Origin of the sequence: Pleomorphomonas sp. T1.2MG-36 (assembly GCF_950100655.1) — a bacterium.
Lineage (GTDB): Bacteria > Pseudomonadota > Alphaproteobacteria > Rhizobiales > Pleomorphomonadaceae > Pleomorphomonas.
The window spans coordinates 246,422-270,842 of record NZ_CATNLY010000034.1; the positions used below are offsets into that span (position 1 = coordinate 246,422).

Here is a 24,421-nt window from a genome sequence, read left to right on the forward strand (position 1 = left end):
CAATATGGCGCAAAGGGCAAGGCCGCCCCGGAGCTGAGCATGTTTCTCGACGTCGTCGACCTCAGGGACTTCTATTCGAGTGACCTCGGCCGCGTCATCCGGCCCATCCTGTCCGATCATTTCCGGAAAATCTGGCCTGGCGTTTCCGGCGACCGGCTGGCCGGGCTCGGTTTCGCGACGCCCTATCTGGCGCCCTTCCGCGACGAGGCCGACCGCATTCTGGCGCTGATGCCGGCGGCCCAGGGCGCCGTCAACTGGCCGGCCGGCGGCCCCTCCGCCTCGGCGCTGGTCTGCGACGACATGCTGCCGCTCCCCGATGCGTCGATCGACCGGCTGCTGATCGTTCATGCGCTCGAAATGGCCAACGATCCGGCCGAGCTTCTCAAGGAAGCCTGGCGGGTGCTGTCGCCGGGTGGCCGGGTGCTGGCCGTCGTGCCTAACAGGCGCGGCCTCTGGGCACGCGTCGACACCTCGCCCTTCGGCTACGGCCGTCCGTTCTCGCGCGGCCAGCTCACCAAGCTCTTGCGCGAGACCTCCTTTTCGCCCACGGCCTGGGACGAGGCACTCTACGTGATGCCCGTGCCGCGACGCCACTTCATGCATGCCAGCGCCCGTTGGGAGGCGATCGGCGCGCGACTGTGGCCGGCCTTTGCCGGGGTGATCCTGGTGGAAGCGGCCAAGCACCTGCATCAGGGCGTGCCGGTGATCCGTCGCGTCCGCTCGCCGGCCATCCGGCCCGTGTTGCTGCCCTCGCCCGCCGGCTTGCCGAGCCCGCACCGCACAGGTCCGTCCGGCTGACCGCTTGCTACCGGCCGTCGCGCGACAGCAGGAACACCGCCTGCGCGCCGAGAAGATTCCAGACGATCCAGGGCAGGCTGAACGGCAGGCGCTTACCGGTGCCGTCGAGAACGATCGCCTGATCGACCTTCGCCCCGACATCCTTCGACAGTTCGACGAAGTCGCGAATGGTGCAGAAGTGGATGTTGGGCGTGTCGTACCAGGAATAGGGCAGGCGCTTGCTGACCGGCATGCGCCCGAGGAACATCAGGCGGAAGCGGACGTCGAGGTGGCCGAAGTTCGGCAGCGACACCACGACGCGCCGACCGATGCGCAGCATTTCGTCGAGCACCCGGCGGGCATTGCGCGTCGCCTGGATGGTGTGGCTCAGCACCACGTAGTCGAAGGATTGGTCCGGGTATTGGACGAGGTCGCTGTCGGCGTCGCCCTGGATCACCGACAGACCACGCGACACGGCGGCGTTGACGCCGTCCTGGCTGATCTCGATGCCGCGCGCATCGACGCCGCGCGTCCGCTCCAGCAGTTCGAGCAGTGCACCGTCGCCGCAGCCGATGTCGAGGACGCGCGAGCCCGGTTCGATCAACCCGGCGATCAGGCGAAGGTCGATGCGGACGTCGGAGGCAAGGTCGGCGAGGTCGGTCATCGGGTCTCCTCCGCCGCCGGGCCGGCAATGCCGCGCGCCCGTGCCGCGCCGGTCAGGAAGCCGCGCACGATGCGAAACTGTTCGGGAATATCCAGCAGGAAACTGTCGTGTCCGCGGTCGCTTTCGATCTCCACGAAGCTGACCGGCGCTCCCGCCGCGTTGAGCGCATGCACCACCGCGCGGCTTTCCGACGTCGGATACAGCCAGTCGGACGTGAACGACAGCACGCAAAAGCGCGTCTTCGTACCCTTGAAGACGTTGGCCAGAACGCCCCCGTGGTCGGCTGCGAGATCGAAATAGTCGGTGGCGCGGGTGACGTAGAGATAGGAGTTGGCGTCGAAGCGATCGACGAAGGTCATGCCCTGATGGCGAAGATAGCTTTCGATCTGGAAGTCCGCGTCGAAGCCGAAGGCCAGGGCGTCGCGATCCTGAAGGTTGCGGCCGAACTTCTGGTGCAGCGACTGGTCGGACATGTAGGTGATGTGGGCGGCCATGCGCGCAACGGCGAGGCCCTTCTTGGGGTTGCGCCCAGCCTCGAGATAGCGACCGCCGCACCAGTCGGGATCGGCCATCACCGCCTGCCGCCCCACTTCGTGAAAAGCGATGTTCTGCGAGGAATGGCGGTAGCTGGTGGCGATCGCCACCACCGAGAACACCCGGTCCGGATAGCTCGCCGCCCATTGCAGCGCCTGCATGCCGCCCATGGAACCGCCAACCACCGCGAACAGCTTGTCGATGCCCAGCCCGGTGACCAGCATGGCCTGCGCGCGGACCATATCGGCTATGGTCACCACCGGCAGGTCGAGGCCATAGGGGCGGCCGGTGTCCGGGTTGGTGCTGGCCGGCCCGGTGGTGCCGAGGCAGCCGCCGAGCACGTTGGAAGAGATGACGAAGAAGCGGTCGGTATCTATCGGCTTGCCAGAACCGACCATCAGCGTCCACCAGCCCGGCTTGCCGGTTACCGGATTGGTGCTGGCGACATGTTGGTCGCCGGTCAGCGCATGGCAGATCAGGATGGCGTTGGAGCGATCCGCGTTCAGCTCGCCATAGGTCTGGTAGGCGATCTGCCAGGGCGCGATCGCCGGGCCGGCGTCAAGCGTCAGCGGCGCATCCGTGCCGAAACGCATGACGAGGCTCGAAGGGTTGTCGGCCTCGGTGCGACGCAGGCTGGCCTGCGCGTCGGTCTCGGTAAGGGGGGCGTCCTGCATCGTCACGTCAACATCCGGCAGCGTCCGGACGGCACGCGCCATGCCCGCCGCCACGAAGGTGGTTAGCTATCGGAACGGGGACGCCAAATGTCAAGAAAATCGGTCGACCCTGCCGAGCATCAGCCGCCGCGACGGATGGCGCGAACCATGTCGCGAGCCCAGATCTTGGCGGCTTGCTGGTCCTCCGCTCCGAGGGGACCGCAATCTCGCTCGAAGTTGCCGCGATCCTCGTCGGGGACCGGCCTCTCGCCGATCGCCGCCACGACGATACGCAGGGCACAGGACCGGACGGGGTCGACCTTGAAGGCGCCATAGCAGCCGTCGGCGAGACAGAAAGCGAAGTTCCTCAGCGAGGGAAGATCGCCCGAAAGCGCCTTCGGCCACTGCGGTGCCAGCGCCGCCTGCTGGCCGGGACAGGCCGCGTTACCCGACGCGGCGCAGTCGGCCAGGAGGTCGGCATACTCTGGCACGCCATCGGCGGCCAAGGCCGGCGAGCCGCCCGCCGAGATCGCGAGAAAGAGAGCGAGAGACAGCACACGCATGAGACGCTCCGGAGCGCCGATCAGTCCCGAGGGCGGCCAACCGGGCACTTCGAATTATTTGCCCGAGCTCCGCTTCATGCACAAGATGGCCCTTCAGCCCGCCAAGAAGGAGGACCGGCGACCTTTGAGGGGCAGCGACGCGTTCAGGCCGGCGCGACGCTTTCCTCGACCTTAGCTCCCATGTCGCTGAGATTGCCGAAGAACACGTCGGGGTCGACGTAGAGCCCCTGCGGCAATAGACCGGGGCGGCGCTTGCCACGGATCATCTCCCTGACGCAGGCCGCGGCGGCGATGGCCGTCAGTTCGTAGGGATCGTCGTGACTGACGCGGAGCCGGACGGCGACGGGAGCGCCGTCGCGCGTTCCCCGGCCATCGCAGACCAGCACCGTCCATTCCTCGTGCCGCGTCCTGCGCTTCAGTGCGGCGAAGAAGCCGGCGGCGGCGAGACGACGAAGCGGCGGCAGCGATGCCGCCAGCATGGCGATCGGCAGGGCTACATAGTCGACGGCCGGTCCGAAGCCGCCGATGTAGAAGCCGGTATCCTGAAGTGGGGGCAACCTGTCGGGCAGGGAGCGCAACTCCTCGATCCCCATGGCGATCGTCTGCCGCCGCCCCAGAGGAGGACCGAAATCGAAGTCGCGGGCGTTGCGCCAGCTCCGCACCCAGCGGCCGTCCCGGAAGACGCTGGGATCCATCTCCCGGAGTTCGCCGATGAAATCTTCAGCCGCGCCGGGGCCGAAGCTCAGGCGCGACCAATCGACATTGAAGCTGGCATAGACCGGAGCGTGGGTGAGCTCGATGCCAGCCGACAGCCGCCGGATCATCGCGGCAGGCAGCCCGGGATGGAAACCGCCGTCGCTGACGAACTGCAAGCCATGCCGGAGGATGTCGGCCTCGTTCGCCCGGAGCGCCTTCCACTTGGCCGCCGATGACAGGTGGATGTCGAAATAATCGATGCCGAGCCGCAGCGCCGCGCTTGCCACGGTCGGCGCATTGCGCGTCGCCGATGTGGCGGACACCACGAGGTCGACGCCCGATAGCGCCGAGAGAAGGCCGGCACCGTCCGAACTGTCGGCGCGAATGCCGACCAGCGGCGCGCCGGTCTCCGCCGCGATCCGGGCCGCGGCGTCATCCACCGCCGCCTTGTTGCGGCCCATCAGGCGTAAATCGCAATCGCCGCCCCGGGCAAGCAGACGCGCCAGACGCCGGCCGGTATTGCCGGCGCCGCCCAGGATGGCGATGGTCGCCCGTCCCATGAAATCCCCCAACCGGCGCGTGCCGCCGCTTCGGCGGGAGTCTGAGCGCATCGCGCCCTGTCAGCGAGACGGGTGACTACTTAGGGGTGCTGCCGGCGCGAGCCCCACCATGCGCCTGATGTCGGCGACGGTGGCGCCCGTCGCCCGCAAATCCGCCAATCCGGCCGACCCCCTGGATTTCGACAGCTTGCGACCATCGGCATCGACGATCAGGCGATGGTGATGATAGTGCGGCTCCGGCAGCCCGAGCAGCCGTTGCAACAGGCGATGCACGGCGGTGGCGAAGTAAAGGTCGCGGCCGCGCACCACGTCGGTCACCCCCTGCAATGCATCGTCGACGACCACCGCGAGATGGTAGGCGGCCGGCGTGAACTTGCCGGCCAGCACGATGTCGCCCCAGGCGGCGGGATCGGCGGCAATCGATTCGCTCTCACCGTGGAGACGGTCGCCGAACTCCTCCCAGGACAGTGGGCCGGCAAGGCGGACCGCCTTCGCCATGTCGAGCCGCACCGCGTGGGGCGCCTGGCTTGCACCGGAGGCATCCGTTTCGCCGGAGGCGCGCTCGCGATCGATCCCTGGATAGAGCGGCGCACCGTCGGGGTCGCGCGGCCATGGCCGACCGCTTCGCGCCTCCTCCATCCGAATCGCGGCGGTGATTTCCGTGCGGCTCAGGGACGAGCGATAGACGAGCCCGAGCGCAGCCAGCCGATCTAGGGCGGCAGCGTAATCGTCGGCATGCTCCGATTGTCGGCGAACGGGCCGCTCATAGGCGATACCGAGCCAGTCGAGATCGTCGAGGATGGCGCGTTCGTGCTCGGGGCGGGCTCGGGTGACATCGACGTCCTCGATGCGGACCAGCATGCGGCCACCGCTTTCGGCAGCCATGTCGGCATTCAGAAGCGCCGACAGGGCGTGGCCGAGGTGCAGCGGCCCGTTGGGCGACGGCGCGAAACGGAAGACGGGAACGGTCATGTCTCAACAGAGTTTGCAAGCTGTCCGGCTCTGCTGCCGGGTTCTGGCGGGCTGGACAGTATACGCTCCGAATGTTGAAGTCTCGTGCCGAAGGAGGACCTCACGATGCGCCTCATCCTGACCGAAACCGACATGATCGAGGGCCTCGAATACCTTCAGCGAGCCGACCCCCGCCTCGTACCGGTTGTGGAGATGGCCGGTCCCGTCGGCATCCGCTATCGTCCGCCCGGCTTCGAGGGTATAGCCCGCATCGTCATGGGACAGCAGTTGTCGGTGGCGAGCGCCGACGCCATCTGGGGCCGGTTCGAGGGGCTGCTCGGCGAGGCGACGGCCGAGAACTACCTCCGCCAGAGCGAAGAAGCCCTGCGCGCCGCCGGCCTGTCGGGCGGCAAGATCAAGACGCTCAATGCTCTCGCGGAAGCCGCCGCCGGCGGCCTGGACCTGGAGGGCCTCGCCGCCGAGCCGGCGGAAATAGCCACCGAGAAACTGACGGCGATCCACGGCATCGGTCGCTGGACGGCAGAAATCTTCCTGCTGTTCTGCGCCCGCCATGCCGACGTGCTGCCGGCCGGCGACCTCGCGCTGCAAGTGGCGGCCGCCGAGGCACTGGCGCTGGAGGGGCGACCCAGCGAAAAGGAATTGCGGGCGATATCAGAGCTTTGGTCGCCCTGGCGCGGCGTTGCGGCAAAACTGCTTTGGGCCTATTACAAAACGATGCGGCAGGGTAGGAACGTCCTCCCGGTCTGAACCGATCCCGGAGAAGCTCCATGACTGAAATCGACGGCCCACGCCTTGAACCGGCAAGCGGCAAGGCCGACGCCCTCGTCGTCCTTCTGCACGGTTACGGCGCCAACGGAGAGGATCTCTACGACATCGCCGAGAGCTGGGCGCCCTTCCTGCCGGATGCCGCGTTTGTCTCGCCGCATGCGCCGCAGGCCTGCCCGATGGTGCCGGGCGGGCGGCAGTGGTTCCCGCTGACCATGCGCGACGATGCCGAGCGCTGGAGCGGCGTTCTCGCCGCCGGGCCGGCTCTCGATCACTTCCTGGATACCGAGCTGGAGCGCTGGGGCGTATTGGCCGACCGCCTCGTGCTGGTCGGCTTCAGCCAGGGCACCATGATGGCGCTGCACGTCGGCCTGAGGCGCAAGCTGGCGCCGGCGCTGATCGTCGGCTACTCGGGCTACCTTGCCGGCGCCGATCATCTCGACGAGATTTCCGCCAAGCCGAAAGTGCTGCTCGTCCACGGCACCGCCGATCAGGTCCTGCCCGTCGACAGCAGCCGCACCGCCGCCGCCGCGCTCACCGCCGCTGGGCTGCCGGTGTCGCTGCACCTTTCGCCCGGCCTTGGCCACGGCATCGACAGGATGGGGCTCGTTCTCGGCCTCAGGACCATTGCCGAGGCGCTCGGCGTCGATCTTCCCAGTGGCGCTCGCTGACGAACTGTGCATCACGGCGATCGCCACCCATTGACGGATTGAGCCCTCCTCCCAACTACGCGAATATGCGGAGGGTGGCTTTGCCAGGAGGCAGCATGGTTCGGCTCAATCGCATCTATACCCGTACCGGCGACGACGGTTCGAGCGGTCTTTCAACCGGCGAACGCCGGCTGAAGAACGATGTGCGCTTCGACGCGATCGGCAGTGTCGACGAGACGAACGCGGCCATCGGCGTCGCCCGCCTGCATGTCGACGAGTATCCCGACCTCGATCTGATGCTCGGCGCCATCCAGAACGACCTGTTCGATCTCGGGGCCGACCTCGCAACGCCGGAAGCGGACGAGCCGCCGGCCTTCGAGCCATTGCGCATCCTGCCCGTTCAGGTCGAGCGGCTGGAAAAGGAAATCGATTATCTGAACCGCAGCCTCGCGCCGCTCACCACCTTCGTTCTGCCGGGGGGCAGCGCCGCCGCAGCCCACCTGCACGTGGCGCGCACCGTCTGTCGGCGGGCCGAGCGGGTGACGGTGACGCTTGCCCAGACGGCCGGCGAGCCGGTCAATCCGGAGGCGGTTCGCTATCTCAATCGCCTGTCCGATTTCCTGTTCGTAGCCAGCCGCTGGGCCAATGATCTCGGCGGCCGCGACGTGCTGTGGGTACCCGGCCAGAACAGGGAGTGACGCCGAACTCAGGCGATCTTTTCGGTGGCGGGGCGCCCGACCAGCGCCCGCGCCACGGCGGTGCGGATCTCGGCGAGCGTGAACGGTTTTGAAACGACGTCGCTGACCAGGCTCTCGAGACCGAAGGCGCGCTCGCGCTGGTCTGCGAAGCCCGTCATCAGCAGGATCGAGAGCTTGGGATAGTCGCGCGCAACGGCCAATGCCAGGGCGATGCCGTCCATGACCGGCATCATGATGTCGGACAGCAACAGCTCGAATTCGCCCCGCCGAGCCGTGAGAATCTCCAGCGCGATGCCGCCATCTTCGGCTTCGGTGATCTCATGGCCGTCGAGTTCCAATGCCCTCTTCACGAAGGCCCGTACCGACTCGTCGTCCTCAGTCAGCAGAATGCGCGCCATTGCCGCCCTCCGGGCACTCCCGTTGGAATCGAAACAATTTCGATAGATTGTTGCACAACTGGACTAAGGGTACCAGATGCATGCACTCAATCGGTGACGACGCCGACGAAGGGCAACTCGCGGTAGGCGTGGGCGGCATCCATGCCGTAGCCGACCACGAACACATCGGCACAGGAGAAGCCGACGATATCGGCCTCGATAGCGGCCTTGCGCTTGCCCGGCTTGTCGAGCAGGACCGCCACCTTGACTTCCTTGGCACCCCGATCCTCGGTAAGGCGGCGGGCGAAGGCCAAGGTCCGGCCCGATTCCAGAATGTCGTCGATGATCAGCACCGAACGGCCGGCGACGTCGGTATCGATGTCGCGGATGATCTTGACGATGCCGGACGACGTGGTGCCGGTGCCGTAGCTCGACAGCATCATGAACTCCACCTGCGGCGCGAGGCCCTCGCGGTGCAGGGCGCGCAGGAGATCTGCGGCGAACATGAAGCTGCCCTTAAGGATGGCGATCACCATCAGATCTTCGGGTCGAGCGGCGGCGATCTCTTTGGCTATGGCGTCGACGCGCGCGGCGATCGTCTCTTCCGAAAATAGCACGTCGATGGTCTTGCCCGTCATCCCGGTCTCCTCTGAGGTCGCGACGGTCGATGAGCCCAGATCCACCGCGGACCGGCAAAGGCGCGCATCCAGAACCGTCGCAGAGCCCCGGCCGCTTTCGCGCGGAGCTATATTACGGCTGACGCTGGTCTGTAAACCGCACTTCCACGGTGACCGACGCTTCTGGAGGCGCCAGCAAGCGTGTCTTGAAATGGACCTTGCCCATCTGGTCGATGCTGAGCTGCGGCAGAGCGTAGTTCCAGGCATAGACATCGCGGCCGGTCGACGACTTGAGGCTGACGCGAACCGCCGGCAAGCTCTTGGACTCGCTGTCGAGGTTGATGATGTCGCCCTCCACCACCAACACCGGCGTCGACCCGTCCATCTCCTGGCGGGCCGTGACGTTCTGGAAGTCGAGGCCGCGCAGGTTCACCTTCAGGCCGATCAACTCGTAGATTCCTGCCAGATCCGGCAGAGTGGCCACGATCTTCTCGCGACCGACCACCCCGATCACGCAGAACATGACCAGGAATCCGATCAGCAGCACCGAGGCGACCGGCGTCGACAGATGCCGATCGATCATCACGATGGTCGAAGCACCGCGCCGCGCCGTCTTGCCGCGCGGCTTGCGGCGACGCTCCTCGAATCCGGCCGGCGGCGCCTCGATGGTCGGCGAGACCTCGGCGACGTCGGGAGGCGTCTCTCCCTCCTCCGGCGCCGCCGTCTCGTTTGTGGGCGAGGCGAACAGATCGTCGACCGCCGATTGGTCGTTTCCGCTTTCGGTTTCCTCCGGAGGCGTGTCGTCAGAGGGGGGGTCCTCATCGGGACCCGAGGCAAACAGGTCGTCGATCGCCGACTGATCGTTGCCGTCGTCCTCGGCTTCAGGTTCCGTCTCGGCGTCGAAGGCGCTCTCCGGTCCGCTGCCGGCAATGGCATCGCGCCACTCGTCCTCGCTCGGCTCCGGGCCGTCGCTGTCCGTCCGTGGCGACGGAACGCTGGCGATCGGCGCCTCCGGGTAGTCGTTGGGCGTGGCGTGCCAGACGGTGCCGCAACGGGCGCAGCGCACTTTGCGGCCAGTGACGCCGAGCGTACCGTCGGCGATCTGATACCCCGTCTCGCAGGCGGGGCAGACAATTCTCATCTTCGGCCCCCGATTGGCCGCCAGCCGGATTCCCTGAAGGGAGGCGAACGGCACGCCTCCCGCACCGCCGCGGCGGCTTTTCCAAGGGATGGCTTCTACATGCTTAATGAAACGTTAAGGACAACCGCCGCAACATCAATTATGAGGTCAGGACAACACAAGATGCCGTAAAGAGGCTTCAGGCGCCGGTAGGTGCGGCGCACAACGCGCAATTCGGGCGAGACTTCGCCTTGAACTGCGTCGAGCCAAACGGGAGCGGGCTTGTCGACGACTGAGGCGAAAACGATGGCTCCACCGACGCCATTGGACAACGAGACACAAAGGTGAGGCGCGGCCGGTGATCAGGTTCGAAAATGTCGGCCTCCGCTACGGTACGGGGCGTGAGGTGCTGAGCGATCTCACATTCTCGATCGCGCCCCATTCCTTCCAGTTCCTGACCGGTCCTTCCGGTGCCGGCAAGACGACTCTGATCCGCCTGCTGTTCCTCAACCTCAAGCCGACGCGCGGCCTCATCTCTATTTTCGGCAAGGACACCGCCCTGCTGAGGCGCGCCGACATGCCGGCTCTTCGTCGCCGCATCGGCGTCGTCTTCCAGGATTTCCGTCTGCTCGACCACCTGACCACCTACGAGAACGTGGCGCTGCCCTATCGGGTGCTCGGCAGGGACGAGGCGAGCTATCGCGCCGACGTCGCCGACCTCTTGGACTGGGTTGGTCTCGGCGATCGCAAGCACGTCTACCCCCCGGTATTGTCCGGCGGCGAGAAGCAGCGCGCCGCCATCGCCCGCGCCCTTATCACCAAGCCGGAGTTCCTTCTCGCCGACGAGCCCACCGGTAACGTCGATCCGCCGCTCGCCCGCCGCCTGCTCCGTCTCTTCCTGGAACTCAATCGCCTCGGCACCGCCGTGCTCATCGCCACCCATGACATCGGCTTGATGGACCAGCTCGACGCGCGGCGCATGGTCATCGAGAACGGCCACCTCGAGATCTACGAATGAAGACGTCGATCCTCAAACCCAAAAAGGGTGCCTCGGCACGCAAGGCGAGGCCCGGCGGCGATATGGCCATCGCCTCGCCGATCGTGCCGCCGCAGGCCATTGCCGGCCGCACGCTGGTGCTGGTCATCGCCATCATGACCTTCCTGGCCGGCTTCACCATCGCCGTCGTCTCGGTCATCGACAGGGCCGCCGATGCCTGGGCATCCGACATCGGCCGCGAGGTGACCATCGAGATCAGGCCGCTCGACGGCGTCGCCATCGACGCCGAGGTGGAGAAAGCGGTGGCCCTCGCCCAGGAGTTCCCCGGCGTCGGTGGCGCCAGAGGCATCAGTGACGCTGAGACGCAGCGCCTGCTGGAGCCATGGCTCGGCCCGGGCATCGATCTCTCGGCCTTGCCGGTACCCCGCCTCGTGGTCGTGTCGATCGACAACGCAGCCGCCTTCGACGCCAAGGCGCTCGCCGAGGCGGTGGGTCGCGACATCCGGGGCGGCAGCGTCGACAACCACGCCCTGTGGGTCGATCGGTTGTCCGCCATGGCATCGTCCATGGTGTTCGCCGGTATCGGCCTGATGACGCTGATGCTTGTGGCGCTGATCCTGTCGGTGGTATTCGCGACGCGCGCCGCCATGGCCGGGAATCGCGACGTCATCGAGGTCCTGCATTTTTGCGGCGCCGAGGATCGCTTCATCGCCGGCCAGTTCCAGCGTCGCTTCCTGCTGTTCGGCGTGGAGGGCGGCGCCATCGGCGGAGCGTTGGCGCTTCTCGCCATGATGATCACCGCCTGGGCGATCGGCGGATCGGCCGGGCGACCGGGGGCCGACCAGATAGAGGCGCTGTTCGGTCGCTTCGAGCTGCCCGGCACGGCCTACGTTCTGGTGCTGGCGCTCGTGGTGGCCGTTGCGCTTCTGACCGCGCTCACGTCGCGTCTTGCCGTGCGGCGGTCGCTGTCCGCGCTCGACTGAGCGTTCCGACGGGAGATGACCCGGATTTGTCAATCGTCGGCCGATTTCCTAAAATGAACCCATGATGGAATCGTCCGCTCCCACGAGAGAGACGGCAGGCAGGCCCGAGGAAGCCGTCGGTGAGCGCACGCGCGCCCGCCGGTCGATCGGCGTCGTCATCCTTGCCGCGCTGCTCATCGGCAGCGGCTTCTTCTTTGGCGGCTTCTTCCGTTTCGTCGACACCATCGTCAACTACCAGACGCCGTCGCCGCTCGCCGCCGACGGAATCGTCGTGCTGACCGGTGGCGCCGAGCGCATTACCGGGGCCATCGAGCTGATGACTGCCGGCAAGGCGCGGCGCCTCCTGATCTCGGGCGTCCACCCTGAAACGTCAGCGTCCCGGCTTGGCCGCCTGGTCGAAGCGGAACCCGACATGATGGCCTGCTGCGTCGACCTCGACCGGCGCGCCGCCAATACCATCGGCAACGCGCTCGAAACGGCCAAGTGGGCGCGGCGCAACGGCTTCCTGTCGCTGATCGTCGTCACCTCCGCCTATCACATGCCGCGCTCCATGCTGGAACTGTCGCATGCCATGCCGGACATCCGCCTCATCCCCTATCCGGTGACCCGGCCCGGTCTGACGCTCGGCAACTGGTCGGAAGACCGGGGCGTGATCGTGCTTCTCCTGCAGGAATACCTGAAGTATACGGCAACGCGCCTCCGCCTGTCGCTCGGCGGCATCGAGGGCTTCGCCGACGTCATAGGTGGCGTGTTCGGTTAAGCCACCGCCAGAAGCTGGAAGACGATTCATGCTGATCCGGTCCTATCTCTACAGCTTCGCCTTCTTCTCGGTGACGGCTGTCATGGCCATTCTCGGCGCGCCCTTCGCTCTCGGCGGGCACAGGGGCGTGATGATGGTGGTCAAGTCCTGGACGTGGACGCTGATCCGGCTGCATGGCCTCATCACCGGTACGCGCCACGAGTACCGTCATCTCGAACGCATCCCGCCGGGCGGCTTCATCCTGGCCTCCAAGCATCAGTCGACCTTCGAGACGCTGGCCCTCGTGCCGCTGCTCGCCGACCCCGCCTTCATCCTGAAGCGCGAGCTGACGTGGATTCCGGTATTCGGCTGGTGGCTGAAGCTCGCCGGCAACATTGCCATCGATCGTGGCAGCCCGACGGCCGCGCTCCGGAAGGTGATCGAAGGCACGCGCGCCGCCGTCGCCTCGGGACGGCAGGTGATCATCTTCCCGGAAGGAACCCGCGCCGAGGCCGGCGCGAAACCCGACTACAAGCAGGGCATTGCCCAGATCTACAAATCGCTCGATGTGCCCGTGGTGCCGGTCGCCCACAATGCCGGCACCGTCTGGCCGCGCAAGGCGCGCGTACATCGGCGCGGCACCATCGTGGTCGAATTCCTCGATCCCATTCCACCCGGCCTCAAGCCGCGCGACATGTTCCGGAAGCTGGAACGCGATATCGAGGCCGCCTGCGACCGGTTGCTGGTGGAAGCGGCGGCACGCGGCGACGATCTGCCGGCAACGGCGCGGACCCGTGTCGCCGAGCTCGCCACCTCCGAGGTTGCCGCACGGGCGGACACCTGAGAAACCGAGGCGAAGACGATCAGTCAGGTGAGAGCGGGCCCGACGCCGCGAGCGCGGCGACCACCCGTTCGAGCGCCTGGTCGCGAATGCCCATGTCCTGGAGCCGCTTGAGCGTGGCGGTGACGTAGTCGACGTTCGGTCCCATCGCGCCGGCACTGCCACGGATGATGGCCAGCATCTCCTCGAAATCGAGGCCGCCGGCATATTGCTCGTGCGCATGGTTGGCAACGTAGACCAGCGCTCCGACGGTCTCCCCGCTTAGGAGCCTCGCCGGCCGGACAACCTCGTGATAAACCATGGAGATCTGCTCGCGGGCGCGGAGATAGGCGATGACCGCCTCCCGATTTGCCTCGGCCACTTCGAAGGCGACGCCGTGACAAGATCCGCCGCGATCGAGACCGAACACCAGACCTGGGCTGTCCGGCGTGCCGCGATAATGCGTCGAACGTATGCAGAGGGCCCGACGAACGCCATGCATCCGCGCCTGTACCGCTCTCAGATATGGAAAGCCGGGATTCCACATCAGTGAGCCATACCCGAACACCCAGATGCTCGCGTCCATCCTTGCGCTCCGTTTCGACCTGACAAAATGCGTAGCATTCCGGCTGGCGAATGCAATGTCGGGGAGGACGATTCCATCTTTCGCCATATTGCTCTAGTGCAGTGGCGCCGACATTTGATCGACGCCAAGGGCCTGCCTGCGAGTGCGGCTGGCCGAACCGGGCGTCTTTGTGCATTGATTTACGGAAGACGAACAGCGCGTCCACTCGGGCGCCGGGGGCCTGCGGGGAAGCGCCATGAAGTGGACGAAAAGGGTAGCCGTGTGGTCGATCGTCGCCGTCGCCATCCTCTGGACGGGCGTCTGGTTCGGTGCCCGCTGGTGGTTGGCCGATAGCGTCCGCAAGTCCGTGGCCGACCTCGCGGCGAACAACGGCCTCATTGTCGACTGCGCCAACGAGAGGATCGGCGGCTGGCCGTTCCGGCTGGTCCTCACCTGTGGTGACGGGCTTGTCGTCGCGTTTGCCGATGGCGGCCGGCTCGAAACCGCCGGTGCGCGGGGCGAAGGCTATGTCTTCAATCCCCGTCGGCTCGACTTCCATTTCGATGCCCCAACCTCCTACGCCACCCCGGACGGCCGGCGGCTTGATCTGTCGGCGAGCGAGTTCGCCGCGACCGTCGGCTTCTCTAGAGGTCGCGCCAATCGGCTTGTCATCCGGACGGAAGACCTGTCGGCGACCGGTCCGCTTGCCGGGGGAACCGAGGGAAAGCTCACGATCGGGCGCGGCGACCTGATGCTGGCGCGCCTCGACGACAGGCCCGATGACGCGGACATCGCCGCCACCGTCGACGGTCTTGGCCTGACCGTCGGCAAAACGGCTCTGACGCCCCTGCCCGTCCGCCTGACGCTGGCCGCCACCCTCGCCCAGGCCGATATGGCCATGGCCGGTCCGGCGGCGCTGGCCGGCTGGAAGGCCGCAGGCGGCAAGCTCATGCTGCATCGGCTGGCCGCAGAACTCGGCGGGGCCACGCTCACTCTCGACGGCGAAGGTTCGGTATCGGAGGCGGGCCTTGTGGACGCCGAAGGGCGGGTCACCGGCCGCAACCTCAACTCGCTGGCCGCCTCCGCCACGGCCGCCGGCGGCAGCCTGACGCCGGAACTGGCCGGCCTCGTCATGGCCTTCGTCTTCATGGGCACGACCGCCGACGACGGCGGCCGCTCCATCGGCCTCAAGATCGAAGAGGGCGTCGTCTCGGCCAATGGCCGGGAAATCGGACGGGTGGCTCCGCTATTCTGACGGCGGGTTGAGCGGCGCTTTGTGCGAGCGGCCGAAGTCGGCCTCCGGCGCGTCCTGGCCCAGCGTCAGGATGCCGCGACGGATGGCGCGCGTGCGGCTGAACAGGTCGTAGAGTCGGTCGCCTTCGCCCCAGCGGATCTGGCGCTGCAACGCGAACAGATCCTCCTGAAAGCGTCCGAGCACCTCCAGCACCGCATCCTTGTTGTGCAGGAACACATCGCGCCACATGGTCGGATCGGAAGCTGCGATACGGGTGAAATCGCGAAAGCCACCGGCCGAGAACTTCATCACTTCCGATTCCGTGACCTTTTCGAGGTCCGCGGCGGTGCCCACGATGTTGTAGGCGATGAGGTGGGGTAGATGGCTGGTGATGGCCAGAACCAGATCGTGCCGCTCGGCGCTCATCGACTCGACGTTGGCGCCCATGCCGGCCCAGAAGGCGATGAGCCGGTCGAGCGCCTTGGGGTCGGTGCCTTCATCCGGACAGACGATCGACCAGCGATTGACGAACAACTCGGCAAAGCCAGCGTCGGGGCCGGAATATTCGGTGCCGGCCACCGGATGGGCGGGAATGAAGTGCACATTGTCCGGCAGGTGCGGCTTCATCTGCCTGACGACCGAGCCCTTCACCGAGCCGACGTCGGACACGACGGCGCCGGGCTTGAGGCGCGGCGCGATCGCCTTCGCCACCGCCTCCGCGGCGCCCACCGGCACGCAAGCGATCACCAGATCGGCGTCGACCACCGCATCGCCGGCAGCCGCGTGGTAGCTGTCGCCGAGCGACAGTTCCTCGGCCCGTTTCAGGATGATGGGCGACAGGTCGGATATGGCGATCTCGTCGACGAGCCCGTTGAGGCGAGCCGCCCGGGCGATCGACGAGCCGATCAGGCCGATGCCGATGATGGCGAGACGGGGAAACACGGCGTCGGTCATGCGGGCCCCTTCATGAAAACCGTCAGCACCTCGACGAGCCGGCGACAGGCCTCCTCCGACCCGACGGTCATGCGAAGCGCGTTGGGCAGGCCGTAGCCGCCCACCTTGCGCACCACCACGCCCTCGGCAAGCAGCGCCTTGTCGGCGGCGTCGGCCGTCTTGCCCGTTTCGGGGAAATGCACCAGGAGAAAGTTGGCAACCGACGGCGTGACCGTCAGCCCCAGCTTGCCGAGTTCGGCTGTCAGCCAGGCGCTCCAGCGGCCGTTGTGCTCGATCGCGGCTTCCACGAAAGCCCGGTCGCGCATGCCCGCGGCGCCGGCGGCGATCGCCGCGGCATTGAGATTGAACGGCCCGCGCACCCGCTCCAGGACGTCGACGACGGCCTTCGGACCGTAGAGCCAGCCGATGCGCAATGCGGCAAGGCCATGGATCTTCGAGAATGTGCGCGTCATCACCACGTTGCCGGCCGAGGCGACCAGCTCGATGCCGCTCTCGTAGTCGTTGCGGCGGACGTACTCGGCATAGGCGGCGTCGAGCACCAGAAGCACATTGCCCGGCAGGCCGGCATGCAGGCGCCGTACCTCTGCCATGGGAATGTAGGTTCCGGTGGGATTGTTGGGGTTGGCGAGAAACACCATGCGCGTGCGCGGCGTCACGGCGGCGAGAATGGCGTCGACGTCCGTGGTGTAGGCCTCCTCCTTCGCCACCACCGGCGTCGCACCGGCCGCGAGAATGGAGATGCGATAGACCAGGAAACCGTGCTCGGAATAGATCGCCTCATCGCCGGGCGACAGGTAGCACTCGGCGAGCAGATGGAGGAGCTCGTCCGAGCCATTGCCGCAGATGACACGGTCGACGTTGAGACCGTGGGTTTCGGCAATCGCCTGCCGGAGTTCGGTCGACGACCCGTCGGGATAGAGTTCGAGCTTGCTCGCGATCCGCTGATAGGCTTCCACCGCCTTCGGGCTCGGCCCGAGCGGCGTCTCGTTGGAGGAAAGCTTGTGAAGCTTCTTGCCCGGCGCCGCCTTCGATCCACCGGGAACGTAGAGGTCGATGTCGAGAATACCGCTGCGCGGAACGGGCACCAGAGAAGTGTCGGACATGGAAGAACGCCTCGAAAATACCGGCGCCCGTCATACGGCAGGCATGGCGGGTGCGCAAAGGAAAAGCTGATAGGGCTGCGATGGCGCCGTTTTTCTGCATCGGCAACGGCGTGTTATGGAGGAATCCCCCAACGACGAGGTGCCGACTTGGCAGACTTCGCCCTTCCGGCAGCCTATCTCTGCGCCGTCAATGCCCTCTGTTTCGCCGCCTTCGCCTACGACAAGCACCTGGCTCGAGTTGGCAAATGGCGGATTTCCGAACGGACGCTGCTGGTGCTGGTGCTGGCGGGCGGCACGCCCGCCGCCTATGCGGCCCGACATTTTGTCCGCCACAAGACGCGCAAGCAGCCCTTCGTCGCGCTGTTGCACGTGATCGCTCTGCTGCAGGTGACGCTCGTCATTGTCGCGGTGACGTGGCTCGATAGCCTTGTCGCTCGGTAGCCACGGCGGTTTCGACCGCTGGAGGCGGCGGGCCGGAACGGAGATCCGCCCATGAAACGCCCTACCCTAGCAGCCACGCCCAGAAGGTGGTCGTCACCACCCCGACGGCCGTGGTGATGGTGATCGACGACGATGCAAGGCCATGGCCGACGCCGAAACGGTTGGCGATCAGCCAGGCGTTGATGCCGGTCGGCACCGACGAAGTCAGCACCAGCGCGGCCGTCCAGGTTGCGTCGAGGCCAAGCAGGCGGCTCGCCGCATAGACGGAGGCCGGCAACAGGAACAACTTGAACGCCGAGGTGACCAGCGCCGGCTTTATCCCGTCGGAAATGCCGTATTTCATCAGGGCCATGCCGAGCGAAATCAGCGCCGCCGAACCGGCGATATCGCCGATGTCGTTCACCACGATGCCGACGACGCCGGTGAGCGGCAAACCGGTGAGCTGCCACAGCGAGCCAAGCGCCAGGCCGACCACGAGAGGATTTCGTACGAGGTTGCGGCCGACCTGCCTGAGAACGGCGCTGACCGGCTGAGGCGGCCGACCGCCAGTCTGCCGTTCGGCCTGCTCCATCAGCACGGTGCCGGCGATCATCATCACCGGCAGATGGGCGCAGAGCAGAATGGACAAGGCCACGACACCGTCGTCGCCGACGATGCGCTGGACGAGCGGCAGGCCGATGAACAGATTGTTGGCAAAGGCGGAACTGACGCCGGCTAGCACGCCGATGCGGGCATCGCGGCCGAACAGCCGCGTCACCGCCAGATGACCGGCGGCCCAGGTGACGGCAACGCCGGAAAAATAGGCCACCCAGATGGTCCAGGGCGAACTGCCCTCGACATGCGCCGTCGCCACCGTCTTGAACAGGAGCGTCGGCATGGCGATGGTGAAGACGAAATCCGACAGGCCGTCGCCCACCTCCGCCTTCATCACGCCGAAACGGACGAGGAGATAGCCGATCAGGATCAGCAGGAAGATGGGCAGGACGTCGAGGGCAATGGCGATCACGAGCGGCAACCCGCACTTGCGCCGAGGCAGGGCCGGCGGCCTTGGCGGCGCGTCGGAGATCGGCGGGGAATTAGACTTTCTGCCTACCCTCCCTTGCACGCCGCCTGCAAGGCCTAAACACTGCTGATCCGTTCGACCCGCGCCGCCGGCTTATGTCACCGATCGGAAATCGTGGCGCCTCGGCCTCGCTTGCCTCCCGGCGGCGGGGGTGACACACTCCGGGCCATGTTCGAGAAGACCGCCATGCTGAAATGTCTCGTCGCCGCCGCCGCGCTTGCGGGCTTCGCCCTGCCGGCCAATGCCTTCGAGCTGTCCTTCCGGTGGGGCGCCACCCCCGCCTGCGACAGCGGCCGTCCGGCCGCAGTCGACAGCCCCGAGTTCGCCCTCGCCAACGTGCCACCCGGCACGCGCGTCATCACTTTCGAGATGATGGACCTCAACGCCCCCGATTTCCGCCATGGCGGTGGAACGGTCCCTTACACCGGTGAAGATCTGGTGCCGGCAGGCGCTTTCCGTTATCTCGGTCCCTGCCCGCCAGCGGGCCCGCACCGTTACATGTGGACGGCGAAAGCCCGCGACCGTGGCACCACGTTCGGCCGGACGCTGGGCGAGGCAACCGCCACCCGTTCGTTCCCCGATTGACCGAGGCGAGACCATGATCGCGGATAATCCCGACGCACGCATCGATGCGCTGGAGGAGAAGATCGCCTACCAGGATCAGGTGATCGAGGACCTCAACACGGCCGTTACCGACCAGTGGAGGGAGATCGACACGCTGAAGCGTCTCGTTTCGAGCCTCCTCGACGAGGTCAAGGAGATGGAACTTGCTTCACGGGTGACGGTCGGCCGCGAACCGCCGCCACCCCACTACTGAGCGAGTTGGGCGCCACCTCAGGCGGCGCGCATCTCTTGCATCAGGCGATCGACCTCGGCCTGCAGCGCCTTGGTGTCGCCGAGCATTCGGCGAGCCTGGGCCGCCACTTCCTGCGACTTCGAGTCGGACGCCTCGGCGTTCTCCATCAGACGCATCATGTCGGCGGCGAGACTGCCGACGGCGGTCAGCGTCGAGGAAATCGCGCGGGTGATTTCGGAAACGGCGGCATTCTGCTGGTCCAGCGTCGCAGCGATCGACGACGCCACTTCGTTGACCCGCTCGATCGACTGCTCGACGGTGCCGGTGGCAGACACGGCTTCGCCGGTTGCCGACTGGATGACGCCGATGCGCCGGGAGATCTCGTCGGTGGCCTTGGACGTCTGGGCGGCGAGCTGCTTGACCTCGGATGCCACGACCGCAAACCCCTTGCCCGCCTCGCCGGCGCGTGCCGCCTCGATGGTGGCGTTGAGGGCGAGAAGATTGGTCTGGTCGGCGATTTCCTGGATCAGTGCCACCACCTTGCCGATCTCGCCCGACGCCTCGTCGAGACCGCGGATCACCTCGGTGGCCCGCGCCGTCTCGCGCACGGCGCCGCTGGAGATCTCGGCGGCCTTGTCGACCTGGGCGACGATTTCGGCGATCGACGCCGACAGTTCCTCGGCGGCGCTCGACACCGCCTGCACGTTGTCCTTCGCCTGCCTGCCGGCCTCGGCCGAAGCCTCCGCCTGGCGCCGGGTGTGATCCGACACGGCGAGCAGATCCGAGGCAACGCGTTCGAAGCCGGTCGCCGTGCTCTCGATACCGGCCGAAGTCTCGCGGAACGACCGGTCGAAGCCGTCGGCAAGCCCGGTCAGCGCATCGCGTCGTGACCGCTCCATCGCGGCGGCCCGTGCAGCCTCCGCTTCCGCCTCGGCCGCGATACGCTCGCGTTGCAGGTCGCGGAAACGGGCCACCGCCCGGCCGATCAGCCCGATCTCGTCCTTGCGGGTCGCACCGGAGATTTCGGCGTCGAGATCACCGCCCTGAAGCCGGTCCATCGAACGGGTAAGGCGTGAAAGCGGCCCGGCAATGCCACGCGCCACGACGAACGACAGTGCCCCCAGCATGAGCAGGGAAACGAGGGTGATGAGACCGATGCGGCGGGTGCTCGCGGCGAGGGACACCTCGATATCGGCAACGTGGAAGCCCGTGCCGAGCATCCAGTTCCAGCCTTCGATCATCGTCGCATAGGCGAGCTTCAGCGACGGGTCCTTGTCGCCGGGCTTGACCCACAGATACTCGTAATTGCCGCCGCCGGCCTTGGCGATCGCCAGCATGTCACGGATAAGCGGCTTGCCGTTGACGTCCTTCATGTCGATGAGGCTCTTGCCCTCGAGTTCCGGCTTGCCCGGCAGGAGGACGTTTTTGCCATCCGCTTCGTAGATGAAGAAGTAATTCTTGTCGGGGCCGAAACGCACCGGCCTCAGTACCGCCTTGGCGGCCTCCTGGGCCTCGGCCAAGCTCATTTCGCCCTTGAGCGCGCGATCTCTGAAGCCCTCGATCATCGACTGGGCAGTCTGAACCTGATCCTGAAGTGCAAGCTTCTTCTGACCCAGCAGCTCGGAGCGGAGATCGGAGTAGCCGAGATATCCGATCGTCGCGAGCCCGGCGATCGCCAACAGAACAATGGCGGCGATCTTGGCGGACACGGAGTGAATACTGAACATGTGCTGGCCTCAGCGGAGATTACCGCACAAAATGGGATAATTCACGTTTAGGCGACGGTAGGCGATGGCCGTTAACTTTGGCTTACGCAACAGGTTCAGTATGTAGAGTTATTCCCGAAAATAACCAAACTCGGCTTTGGGAGTAAAGTTAGCCGACGAGGCCACCCTGCTCTTCGATGAAGCGAACGACATCCGCCACGTTGTGGCCGCGACGAACGTCGGTGAATACAAAGGGGCGTCCCTTGCGCATCAACTTGGCATCGCGATCCATCACCTCGAGAGAGGCGCCGACATGCGGGGCAAGGTCGATCTTGTTGATCACCAGAAGATCGGACCGGGTGATGCCGGGCCCGCCCTTGCGGGGAATCTTGTCGCCGGCCGAGACGTCGATGACGTAGATGGTGAGGTCGGCAAGCTCGGGAGAGAAGGTTGCTGCCAGGTTGTCGCCGCCGGATTCGATCAGGATGAGATCGAGATCGGGGAATTTCTGATTCATGTCGGCGACGGCGGCGAGATTGATCGAGGCATCCTCGCGGATCGCCGTGTGCGGGCACCCCCCGGTCTCCACGCCGGCGATGCGCTCGGGCGGCAGGGCTCCCGACCGCGTCAGGAACTCGGCGTCCTCGCGCGTGTAGATGTCGTTGGTGATGGCAGCGATCTCGAAGCGGTCGCGAAGGGCCTTGCAGAGCGCATCCATCAGGGCGGTCTTGCCGGACCCGACCGGACCGCCGACACCGACGCGCAGGGGACCGTTGGCAGTCTTGGTCATGAGCGGAACAACCTCGTGTACTGGGTTTCGTGGGCCATAGAGGCGATGTCGGCGCGGAGAGCGGCGCCACCGACGTCGTCGAGCGAGGCGTTGAGCGCTTCGCCCGCCATCACGGAGACGACGGGGACAAGATCGCGGATCGTCCGCTGTCCTTCGGTCTGGCCGAGCGGCACCGCGCGCACCGCCGCCGAAACGAGATTGGCGGCGAAGGCGGTGAGATAGGCCTCGACGGTATCGGCAAGCGGCAAACGGTGGTCGGCAGCGGCTATGGCGACCGCGACCGGATAGGCAACAGGGTCGGGCGTCAGGCTTCTTGCAAGATCGACAAGCGTCGGCGCGCCCCAGGTATCGGCGATGGCGGTCACGAAGGCGCGCCCCTGCGCCCCGCTCTCGAGTCGGCGCTCCTTAGAGGGCTGCAGCGCATAGGCGAGCTCGGCGATCTCCTGAAGATCCTCAGCCCTCCCCTCGGCCGCGGCACGAAAGGCATGGGCAAGCAGGATGGCGTCGCTGCGGCCGGCTCCATGTCGCAGGATGTCGGACAGCCAAGTGGTTAGCGCGGCCGCCGTGGTGACGGTTCCGTCTTCCACCGCCCACTCGAGACCGTGGCTGTAGGTGAAGGCGCCGACCGGGAAGGCCGGCGACAGCCAGGTCATCAAGCGGGGCAACGCTGCCCCGGCCGAAGGGTCAGTCATGCTTGTGACTGTCGCCATGCGGGGAGTGATCGTGCGAGTGATCATGGCCGCAGCCGCAATCGTCGCCATGGACGTGGTCATGGTGGTGATGATGGGCGCCCGCCTCGCCATGGTCGTGATGATGGCGCTCCGGTCCGTGCTCATGGGTATGGTCGTGCTCCCCATGATCGTGATCGTGTCCGTGGACTTCGCCGTGGCCGTAGGCCCCGCCTTCGGGATCGAAGGCGGCGAGCACCGGCGCCACCGTGGCGCCGAGCCCCTTCAGCATGTCCTCGATGACATGATCGTAGCGGATACGCAGGCGATCGCCGAGGAACTGCGCCGGCAGGTGGCGGTTGCCGAGATGCCAGGCAACGCGGACCAGTTCGGCCGGACTGGCAGCGGTGATCTCCAGCAGGCGTTCTGGAACCGCCTGCACCAGGATCAGCCGGCCGTCCTCGAGTTCGAGCGCATCGCAGTCCTTCATGACGGCGGCGTCCTTGAGATCGAGCAGAAACACCGTCTTGCCGACGCAGCGCATGACGAGACGGCGGCGGTGGCGATCGTCGCGTTCGAGAGCGAGCGTATCGACCGGCGTGCCGGACCATGTGCCGGCGGGAAGGATGCGGGTAGCGGTGATCATGATATGTCGGTCCTTGCGGACGGAGGAAGGGATGTTGGAGCGAGCTTAGCCAAAAGCGTCGCCGAGACAAGGGTCGCGACCATCAAGGCCAGACCGAGCATCGCCGCCGCCGTCGGACCGGCACCGTGAATGACCGTCACGAAGACGACCGGCGCCAGGGCGTTGGCGACATTCATGGGCAGTGCGAGCCTGCCGGACCGGGACGAAAACTCTTCGACTGGAAAGAAAGCCAGCGGCAGAACGGCCCGCGCCATCGCCGACAGGCCGGCGCCAAGGCCGTAGAAAACCACGAACGCCGGCAGGATCCAGCCCGTTCCGCTCGCGGCCGGCAGAAGGAGGAAGGCGCCGCCCATCAGCAACGCCGACGCCAGCGTGGTGACCAACGGCCCACCACGCCCGTCGATCGCAAGGTCGGCGGCGCGGGCGGCAATTCCCAGCACCGGCCGGACGCTGCCGAGCCACAGCGCGTAGTCCACGCTGGCGCCCACCGAGCGCAATAGTTCCAGGTAGGCGGCGGCGAGCCCGAAGGTGGTGAAGGAGAAGGCCACCGATATGACGCCGACATGGAAGAAGGCCTGCGTCGTGCGATCGGCGGGAAGATCGACCGTCAACCGGCGCCCCTCTTCCGGTTCGGCCGGATGGTCCCCGACCGGCGGCAGCGCCCAGATATGCAGCGGCAGGCAGACCAGAACATGCAGGCCAGCCATTGCCAGGAGAGTGACCCGCCAGCCTGCCAAGCCGTCGATGGCATTGAGGATCGGCCAGAAGATCGTCGATGAAACGCCGGTGAAGATCATCAGCACGCCGATGGTCCGCCGGCCCGCCGCGCCCTCGCGCTCCACCGCCGCCGCGTAGGCAGGCACCGACAGGGCCATAGAACCGGCCGCTCCGATCATCGCCCAGGCGATGAAATAGCCGACCGGTCCATCGGCGCCGGCGAGCAAGGCGAGACCGGCACCTGACGCCACCGAGCCGAGCGCCAGCACACGCGCCGCACCCATCCGGCGCACCGCCTTGCCGATCATGGGACCGGTCAGCCCAATGATCAGCATCATCAACGTCAGGCCGAAGAACGATACGTCGATGGTAAGACCGACATCCGGCGCCATGTGCCGCGCCATGACGCCCGGCATGTCGAAGGTCGTTCCCCACCCCGTCACCTGTGTCACGGCGAGCACCCCGACGAGGCGGAGACGGCCGCGGGAAAAGCGCACGCTCACGATTCAGGTTCCGCCCTCGACGATCCGGAGGCATTGTCCTGCGCCGACCA

General features: G+C 66.5%; 29 protein-coding genes. 12 read left to right on the forward strand and 17 right to left on the reverse strand.

Annotation, left to right across the window (positions count from 1 at the left end; all coding sequences use genetic code 11):
• The first annotated feature begins 39 nt into the window (after positions 1-39).
• On the forward strand, positions 40-798 hold the full coding sequence (locus QQZ18_RS16925; RefSeq protein ID WP_284542126.1) for a class I SAM-dependent methyltransferase: 759 nt from the start codon (positions 40-42) through the stop codon (positions 796-798).
• 7 nt (positions 799-805) lie between these two features.
• Here the strand turns inward: QQZ18_RS16925 and metW are convergent, their stop codons facing one another.
• The 5 genes from metW to gluQRS all read right to left on the reverse strand — a co-directional run bounded on the left by metW (position 806) and on the right by gluQRS (position 5,419).
• Positions 806-1,441 (reverse strand): methionine biosynthesis protein MetW, encoded by a 636-nt coding sequence (gene metW / locus QQZ18_RS16930; RefSeq protein ID WP_284542127.1) that lies wholly within the window; start codon positions 1,439-1,441, stop codon positions 806-808.
• The gene (gene metX, locus QQZ18_RS16935; protein WP_284542248.1) at positions 1,438-2,649 is read right to left on the reverse strand and encodes a homoserine O-acetyltransferase MetX; all 1,212 of its coding nucleotides are present in this window, start codon (positions 2,647-2,649) and stop codon (positions 1,438-1,440) included. Before metX ends, metW begins: the two co-directional genes overlap by 4 nt.
• Positions 2,650-2,768: 119 nt before the next feature.
• Entirely contained in the window at positions 2,769-3,191 is a 423-nt protein-coding gene (locus QQZ18_RS16940) for a hypothetical protein (protein ID WP_284542128.1), read from the reverse strand.
• 143 nt (positions 3,192-3,334) lie between these two features.
• Positions 3,335-4,447, reverse strand: coding sequence for a saccharopine dehydrogenase NADP-binding domain-containing protein (locus tag QQZ18_RS16945; RefSeq protein ID WP_284542129.1), 1,113 nt, complete (start codon positions 4,445-4,447; stop codon positions 3,335-3,337).
• A 60-nt stretch (positions 4,448-4,507) separates the two neighbouring features.
• The gene (gluQRS, locus tag QQZ18_RS16950; RefSeq protein ID WP_284542130.1) at positions 4,508-5,419 is read right to left on the reverse strand and encodes a tRNA glutamyl-Q(34) synthetase GluQRS; all 912 of its coding nucleotides are present in this window, start codon (positions 5,417-5,419) and stop codon (positions 4,508-4,510) included.
• A 105-nt stretch (positions 5,420-5,524) separates the two neighbouring features.
• Between gluQRS and QQZ18_RS16955 the strand changes: the two genes are divergently transcribed.
• The 3 genes from QQZ18_RS16955 to QQZ18_RS16965 all read left to right on the forward strand — a co-directional run bounded on the left by QQZ18_RS16955 (position 5,525) and on the right by QQZ18_RS16965 (position 7,532).
• A complete protein-coding gene (locus tag QQZ18_RS16955) occupies positions 5,525-6,166 on the forward strand; it encodes a DNA-3-methyladenine glycosylase family protein (protein WP_284542131.1) in 642 nt (213 codons plus the stop codon).
• A gap of 20 nt (positions 6,167-6,186) precedes the next feature.
• Complete coding sequence (locus tag QQZ18_RS16960; RefSeq protein ID WP_284542132.1) at positions 6,187-6,855, forward strand: alpha/beta hydrolase; 669 nt, start codon at positions 6,187-6,189, stop codon at positions 6,853-6,855.
• Positions 6,856-6,950: 95 nt separating this feature from the next.
• A complete protein-coding gene (locus QQZ18_RS16965) occupies positions 6,951-7,532 on the forward strand; it encodes a cob(I)yrinic acid a,c-diamide adenosyltransferase (protein WP_284542133.1) in 582 nt (193 codons plus the stop codon).
• A gap of 8 nt (positions 7,533-7,540) precedes the next feature.
• Here QQZ18_RS16965 and QQZ18_RS16970 read toward each other — a convergent pair whose 3' ends face one another.
• The 3 genes from QQZ18_RS16970 to QQZ18_RS16980 all read right to left on the reverse strand — a co-directional run bounded on the left by QQZ18_RS16970 (position 7,541) and on the right by QQZ18_RS16980 (position 9,667).
• Positions 7,541-7,930 (reverse strand): response regulator, encoded by a 390-nt coding sequence (locus QQZ18_RS16970; RefSeq protein WP_284542134.1) that lies wholly within the window; start codon positions 7,928-7,930, stop codon positions 7,541-7,543.
• Positions 7,931-8,016: 86 nt separating this feature from the next.
• Positions 8,017-8,547 (reverse strand): hypoxanthine phosphoribosyltransferase, encoded by a 531-nt coding sequence (gene hpt, locus QQZ18_RS16975; protein WP_284542135.1) that lies wholly within the window; start codon positions 8,545-8,547, stop codon positions 8,017-8,019.
• Between the two features lie 112 nt (positions 8,548-8,659).
• On the reverse strand, positions 8,660-9,667 hold the full coding sequence (locus tag QQZ18_RS16980; RefSeq protein WP_284542136.1) for an MJ0042-type zinc finger domain-containing protein: 1,008 nt from the start codon (positions 9,665-9,667) through the stop codon (positions 8,660-8,662).
• Between the two features lie 337 nt (positions 9,668-10,004).
• Between QQZ18_RS16980 and ftsE the strand changes: the two genes are divergently transcribed.
• From ftsE to QQZ18_RS17000, 4 genes are all read left to right on the forward strand, one after another.
• Positions 10,005-10,664, forward strand: coding sequence for a cell division ATP-binding protein FtsE (gene ftsE / locus QQZ18_RS16985; protein WP_284542137.1), 660 nt, complete (start codon positions 10,005-10,007; stop codon positions 10,662-10,664).
• Entirely contained in the window at positions 10,661-11,626 is a 966-nt protein-coding gene (locus QQZ18_RS16990) for a cell division protein FtsX (RefSeq protein WP_284542138.1), read from the forward strand. The genes ftsE and QQZ18_RS16990 overlap by 4 nt, the downstream gene beginning before the upstream one ends.
• Positions 11,627-11,687: 61 nt before the next feature.
• The gene (locus QQZ18_RS16995) at positions 11,688-12,386 is read left to right on the forward strand and encodes a YdcF family protein (RefSeq protein WP_284542139.1); all 699 of its coding nucleotides are present in this window, start codon (positions 11,688-11,690) and stop codon (positions 12,384-12,386) included.
• A 28-nt stretch (positions 12,387-12,414) separates the two neighbouring features.
• The gene (locus QQZ18_RS17000) at positions 12,415-13,209 is read left to right on the forward strand and encodes a lysophospholipid acyltransferase family protein (RefSeq protein WP_284542141.1); all 795 of its coding nucleotides are present in this window, start codon (positions 12,415-12,417) and stop codon (positions 13,207-13,209) included.
• Between the two features lie 19 nt (positions 13,210-13,228).
• Here QQZ18_RS17000 and QQZ18_RS17005 read toward each other — a convergent pair whose 3' ends face one another.
• Positions 13,229-13,771 carry a gamma-glutamylcyclotransferase gene (locus QQZ18_RS17005; RefSeq protein WP_284542142.1) on the reverse strand — a complete coding sequence of 181 codons (543 nt, stop codon included), beginning with the start codon at positions 13,769-13,771 and terminating at the stop codon, positions 13,229-13,231.
• 235 nt (positions 13,772-14,006) lie between these two features.
• Between QQZ18_RS17005 and QQZ18_RS17010 the strand changes: the two genes are divergently transcribed.
• Positions 14,007-15,005 (forward strand): DUF2125 domain-containing protein, encoded by a 999-nt coding sequence (locus tag QQZ18_RS17010; RefSeq protein ID WP_284542143.1) that lies wholly within the window; start codon positions 14,007-14,009, stop codon positions 15,003-15,005.
• On the opposite strand, the gene QQZ18_RS17015 is transcribed toward QQZ18_RS17010, so the two are convergent.
• Together QQZ18_RS17015 and hisC are read right to left on the reverse strand one after the other, a co-directional pair.
• A complete protein-coding gene (locus QQZ18_RS17015; protein ID WP_284542144.1) occupies positions 14,997-15,938 on the reverse strand; it encodes a prephenate/arogenate dehydrogenase family protein in 942 nt (313 codons plus the stop codon). The genes QQZ18_RS17010 and QQZ18_RS17015 overlap by 9 nt on opposite strands.
• Positions 15,935-17,041, reverse strand: coding sequence for a histidinol-phosphate transaminase (gene hisC, locus QQZ18_RS17020; RefSeq protein ID WP_284542145.1), 1,107 nt, complete (start codon positions 17,039-17,041; stop codon positions 15,935-15,937). The genes QQZ18_RS17015 and hisC overlap by 4 nt, the downstream gene beginning before the upstream one ends.
• A gap of 147 nt (positions 17,042-17,188) precedes the next feature.
• On the opposite strand from hisC, the gene QQZ18_RS17025 reads away from it, so the two are divergent.
• Positions 17,189-17,482, forward strand: a complete 294-nt coding sequence (locus QQZ18_RS17025) for a DUF1294 domain-containing protein (RefSeq protein WP_284542146.1) — start codon at positions 17,189-17,191, stop codon at positions 17,480-17,482.
• Positions 17,483-17,543: 61 nt separating this feature from the next.
• On the opposite strand, the gene QQZ18_RS17030 is transcribed toward QQZ18_RS17025, so the two are convergent.
• Entirely contained in the window at positions 17,544-18,488 is a 945-nt protein-coding gene (locus QQZ18_RS17030) for an AEC family transporter (protein WP_284542147.1), read from the reverse strand.
• Between the two features lie 225 nt (positions 18,489-18,713).
• Here QQZ18_RS17030 and QQZ18_RS17035 point away from each other — a divergent pair, with 225 nt between their 5' ends.
• Both QQZ18_RS17035 and QQZ18_RS17040 read left to right on the forward strand, forming a co-directional pair.
• Positions 18,714-19,130: a YbhB/YbcL family Raf kinase inhibitor-like protein gene (locus tag QQZ18_RS17035; protein WP_284542148.1), complete on the forward strand. Its 417-nt coding sequence runs from the start codon at positions 18,714-18,716 to the stop codon at positions 19,128-19,130.
• Positions 19,131-19,143: 13 nt separating this feature from the next.
• Positions 19,144-19,362: a SlyX family protein gene (locus QQZ18_RS17040; RefSeq protein WP_284542149.1), complete on the forward strand. Its 219-nt coding sequence runs from the start codon at positions 19,144-19,146 to the stop codon at positions 19,360-19,362.
• A 17-nt stretch (positions 19,363-19,379) separates the two neighbouring features.
• On the opposite strand, the gene QQZ18_RS17045 is transcribed toward QQZ18_RS17040, so the two are convergent.
• The 5 genes from QQZ18_RS17045 to QQZ18_RS17065 form a co-directional block, all read right to left on the reverse strand.
• Positions 19,380-21,068 (reverse strand): methyl-accepting chemotaxis protein, encoded by a 1,689-nt coding sequence (locus tag QQZ18_RS17045; RefSeq protein WP_284542150.1) that lies wholly within the window; start codon positions 21,066-21,068, stop codon positions 19,380-19,382.
• A 148-nt stretch (positions 21,069-21,216) separates the two neighbouring features.
• Positions 21,217-21,837 carry an urease accessory protein UreG gene (gene ureG, locus QQZ18_RS17050; RefSeq protein ID WP_284542151.1) on the reverse strand — a complete coding sequence of 207 codons (621 nt, stop codon included), beginning with the start codon at positions 21,835-21,837 and terminating at the stop codon, positions 21,217-21,219.
• On the reverse strand, positions 21,834-22,529 hold the full coding sequence (locus QQZ18_RS17055; RefSeq protein ID WP_284542152.1) for an urease accessory protein UreF: 696 nt from the start codon (positions 22,527-22,529) through the stop codon (positions 21,834-21,836). Before QQZ18_RS17055 ends, ureG begins: the two co-directional genes overlap by 4 nt.
• The gene (locus QQZ18_RS17060) at positions 22,522-23,151 is read right to left on the reverse strand and encodes an urease accessory protein UreE (RefSeq protein WP_284542153.1); all 630 of its coding nucleotides are present in this window, start codon (positions 23,149-23,151) and stop codon (positions 22,522-22,524) included. Before QQZ18_RS17060 ends, QQZ18_RS17055 begins: the two co-directional genes overlap by 8 nt.
• Positions 23,148-24,371: an MFS transporter gene (locus QQZ18_RS17065; protein WP_284542154.1), complete on the reverse strand. Its 1,224-nt coding sequence runs from the start codon at positions 24,369-24,371 to the stop codon at positions 23,148-23,150. Before QQZ18_RS17065 ends, QQZ18_RS17060 begins: the two co-directional genes overlap by 4 nt.
• Positions 24,372-24,421 lie beyond the last annotated feature (50 nt).

Coding starts and splice junctions, on each gene's coding strand:
- QQZ18_RS16925 (WP_284542126.1), top strand. CDS start 40: ATGTTTCTCGACGTCGTCGACCTCAGGGACTTCTATTCGAGTGACCTC.
- metW (WP_284542127.1), bottom strand. CDS start 1,441: ATGACCGACCTCGCCGACCTTGCCTCCGACGTCCGCATCGACCTTCGC.
- metX (WP_284542248.1), bottom strand. CDS start 2,649: ATGCAGGACGCCCCCCTTACCGAGACCGACGCGCAGGCCAGCCTGCGT.
- QQZ18_RS16940 (WP_284542128.1), bottom strand. CDS start 3,191: ATGCGTGTGCTGTCTCTCGCTCTCTTTCTCGCGATCTCGGCGGGCGGC.
- QQZ18_RS16945 (WP_284542129.1), bottom strand. CDS start 4,447: ATGGGACGGGCGACCATCGCCATCCTGGGCGGCGCCGGCAATACCGGC.
- gluQRS (WP_284542130.1), bottom strand. CDS start 5,419: ATGACCGTTCCCGTCTTCCGTTTCGCGCCGTCGCCCAACGGGCCGCTG.
- QQZ18_RS16955 (WP_284542131.1), top strand. CDS start 5,525: ATGCGCCTCATCCTGACCGAAACCGACATGATCGAGGGCCTCGAATAC.
- QQZ18_RS16960 (WP_284542132.1), top strand. CDS start 6,187: ATGACTGAAATCGACGGCCCACGCCTTGAACCGGCAAGCGGCAAGGCC.
- QQZ18_RS16965 (WP_284542133.1), top strand. CDS start 6,951: ATGGTTCGGCTCAATCGCATCTATACCCGTACCGGCGACGACGGTTCG.
- QQZ18_RS16970 (WP_284542134.1), bottom strand. CDS start 7,930: ATGGCGCGCATTCTGCTGACTGAGGACGACGAGTCGGTACGGGCCTTC.
- hpt (WP_284542135.1), bottom strand. CDS start 8,547: ATGACGGGCAAGACCATCGACGTGCTATTTTCGGAAGAGACGATCGCC.
- QQZ18_RS16980 (WP_284542136.1), bottom strand. CDS start 9,667: ATGAGAATTGTCTGCCCCGCCTGCGAGACGGGGTATCAGATCGCCGAC.
- QQZ18_RS16990 (WP_284542138.1), top strand. CDS start 10,661: ATGAAGACGTCGATCCTCAAACCCAAAAAGGGTGCCTCGGCACGCAAG.
- QQZ18_RS16995 (WP_284542139.1), top strand. CDS start 11,688: ATGATGGAATCGTCCGCTCCCACGAGAGAGACGGCAGGCAGGCCCGAG.
- QQZ18_RS17000 (WP_284542141.1), top strand. CDS start 12,415: ATGCTGATCCGGTCCTATCTCTACAGCTTCGCCTTCTTCTCGGTGACG.
- QQZ18_RS17005 (WP_284542142.1), bottom strand. CDS start 13,771: ATGGACGCGAGCATCTGGGTGTTCGGGTATGGCTCACTGATGTGGAAT.
- QQZ18_RS17010 (WP_284542143.1), top strand. CDS start 14,007: ATGAAGTGGACGAAAAGGGTAGCCGTGTGGTCGATCGTCGCCGTCGCC.
- QQZ18_RS17015 (WP_284542144.1), bottom strand. CDS start 15,938: ATGACCGACGCCGTGTTTCCCCGTCTCGCCATCATCGGCATCGGCCTG.
- hisC (WP_284542145.1), bottom strand. CDS start 17,041: ATGTCCGACACTTCTCTGGTGCCCGTTCCGCGCAGCGGTATTCTCGAC.
- QQZ18_RS17035 (WP_284542148.1), top strand. CDS start 18,714: ATGTTCGAGAAGACCGCCATGCTGAAATGTCTCGTCGCCGCCGCCGCG.
- QQZ18_RS17040 (WP_284542149.1), top strand. CDS start 19,144: ATGATCGCGGATAATCCCGACGCACGCATCGATGCGCTGGAGGAGAAG.
- QQZ18_RS17045 (WP_284542150.1), bottom strand. CDS start 21,068: ATGTTCAGTATTCACTCCGTGTCCGCCAAGATCGCCGCCATTGTTCTG.
- ureG (WP_284542151.1), bottom strand. CDS start 21,837: ATGACCAAGACTGCCAACGGTCCCCTGCGCGTCGGTGTCGGCGGTCCG.
- QQZ18_RS17055 (WP_284542152.1), bottom strand. CDS start 22,529: ATGACTGACCCTTCGGCCGGGGCAGCGTTGCCCCGCTTGATGACCTGG.
- QQZ18_RS17060 (WP_284542153.1), bottom strand. CDS start 23,151: ATGATCACCGCTACCCGCATCCTTCCCGCCGGCACATGGTCCGGCACG.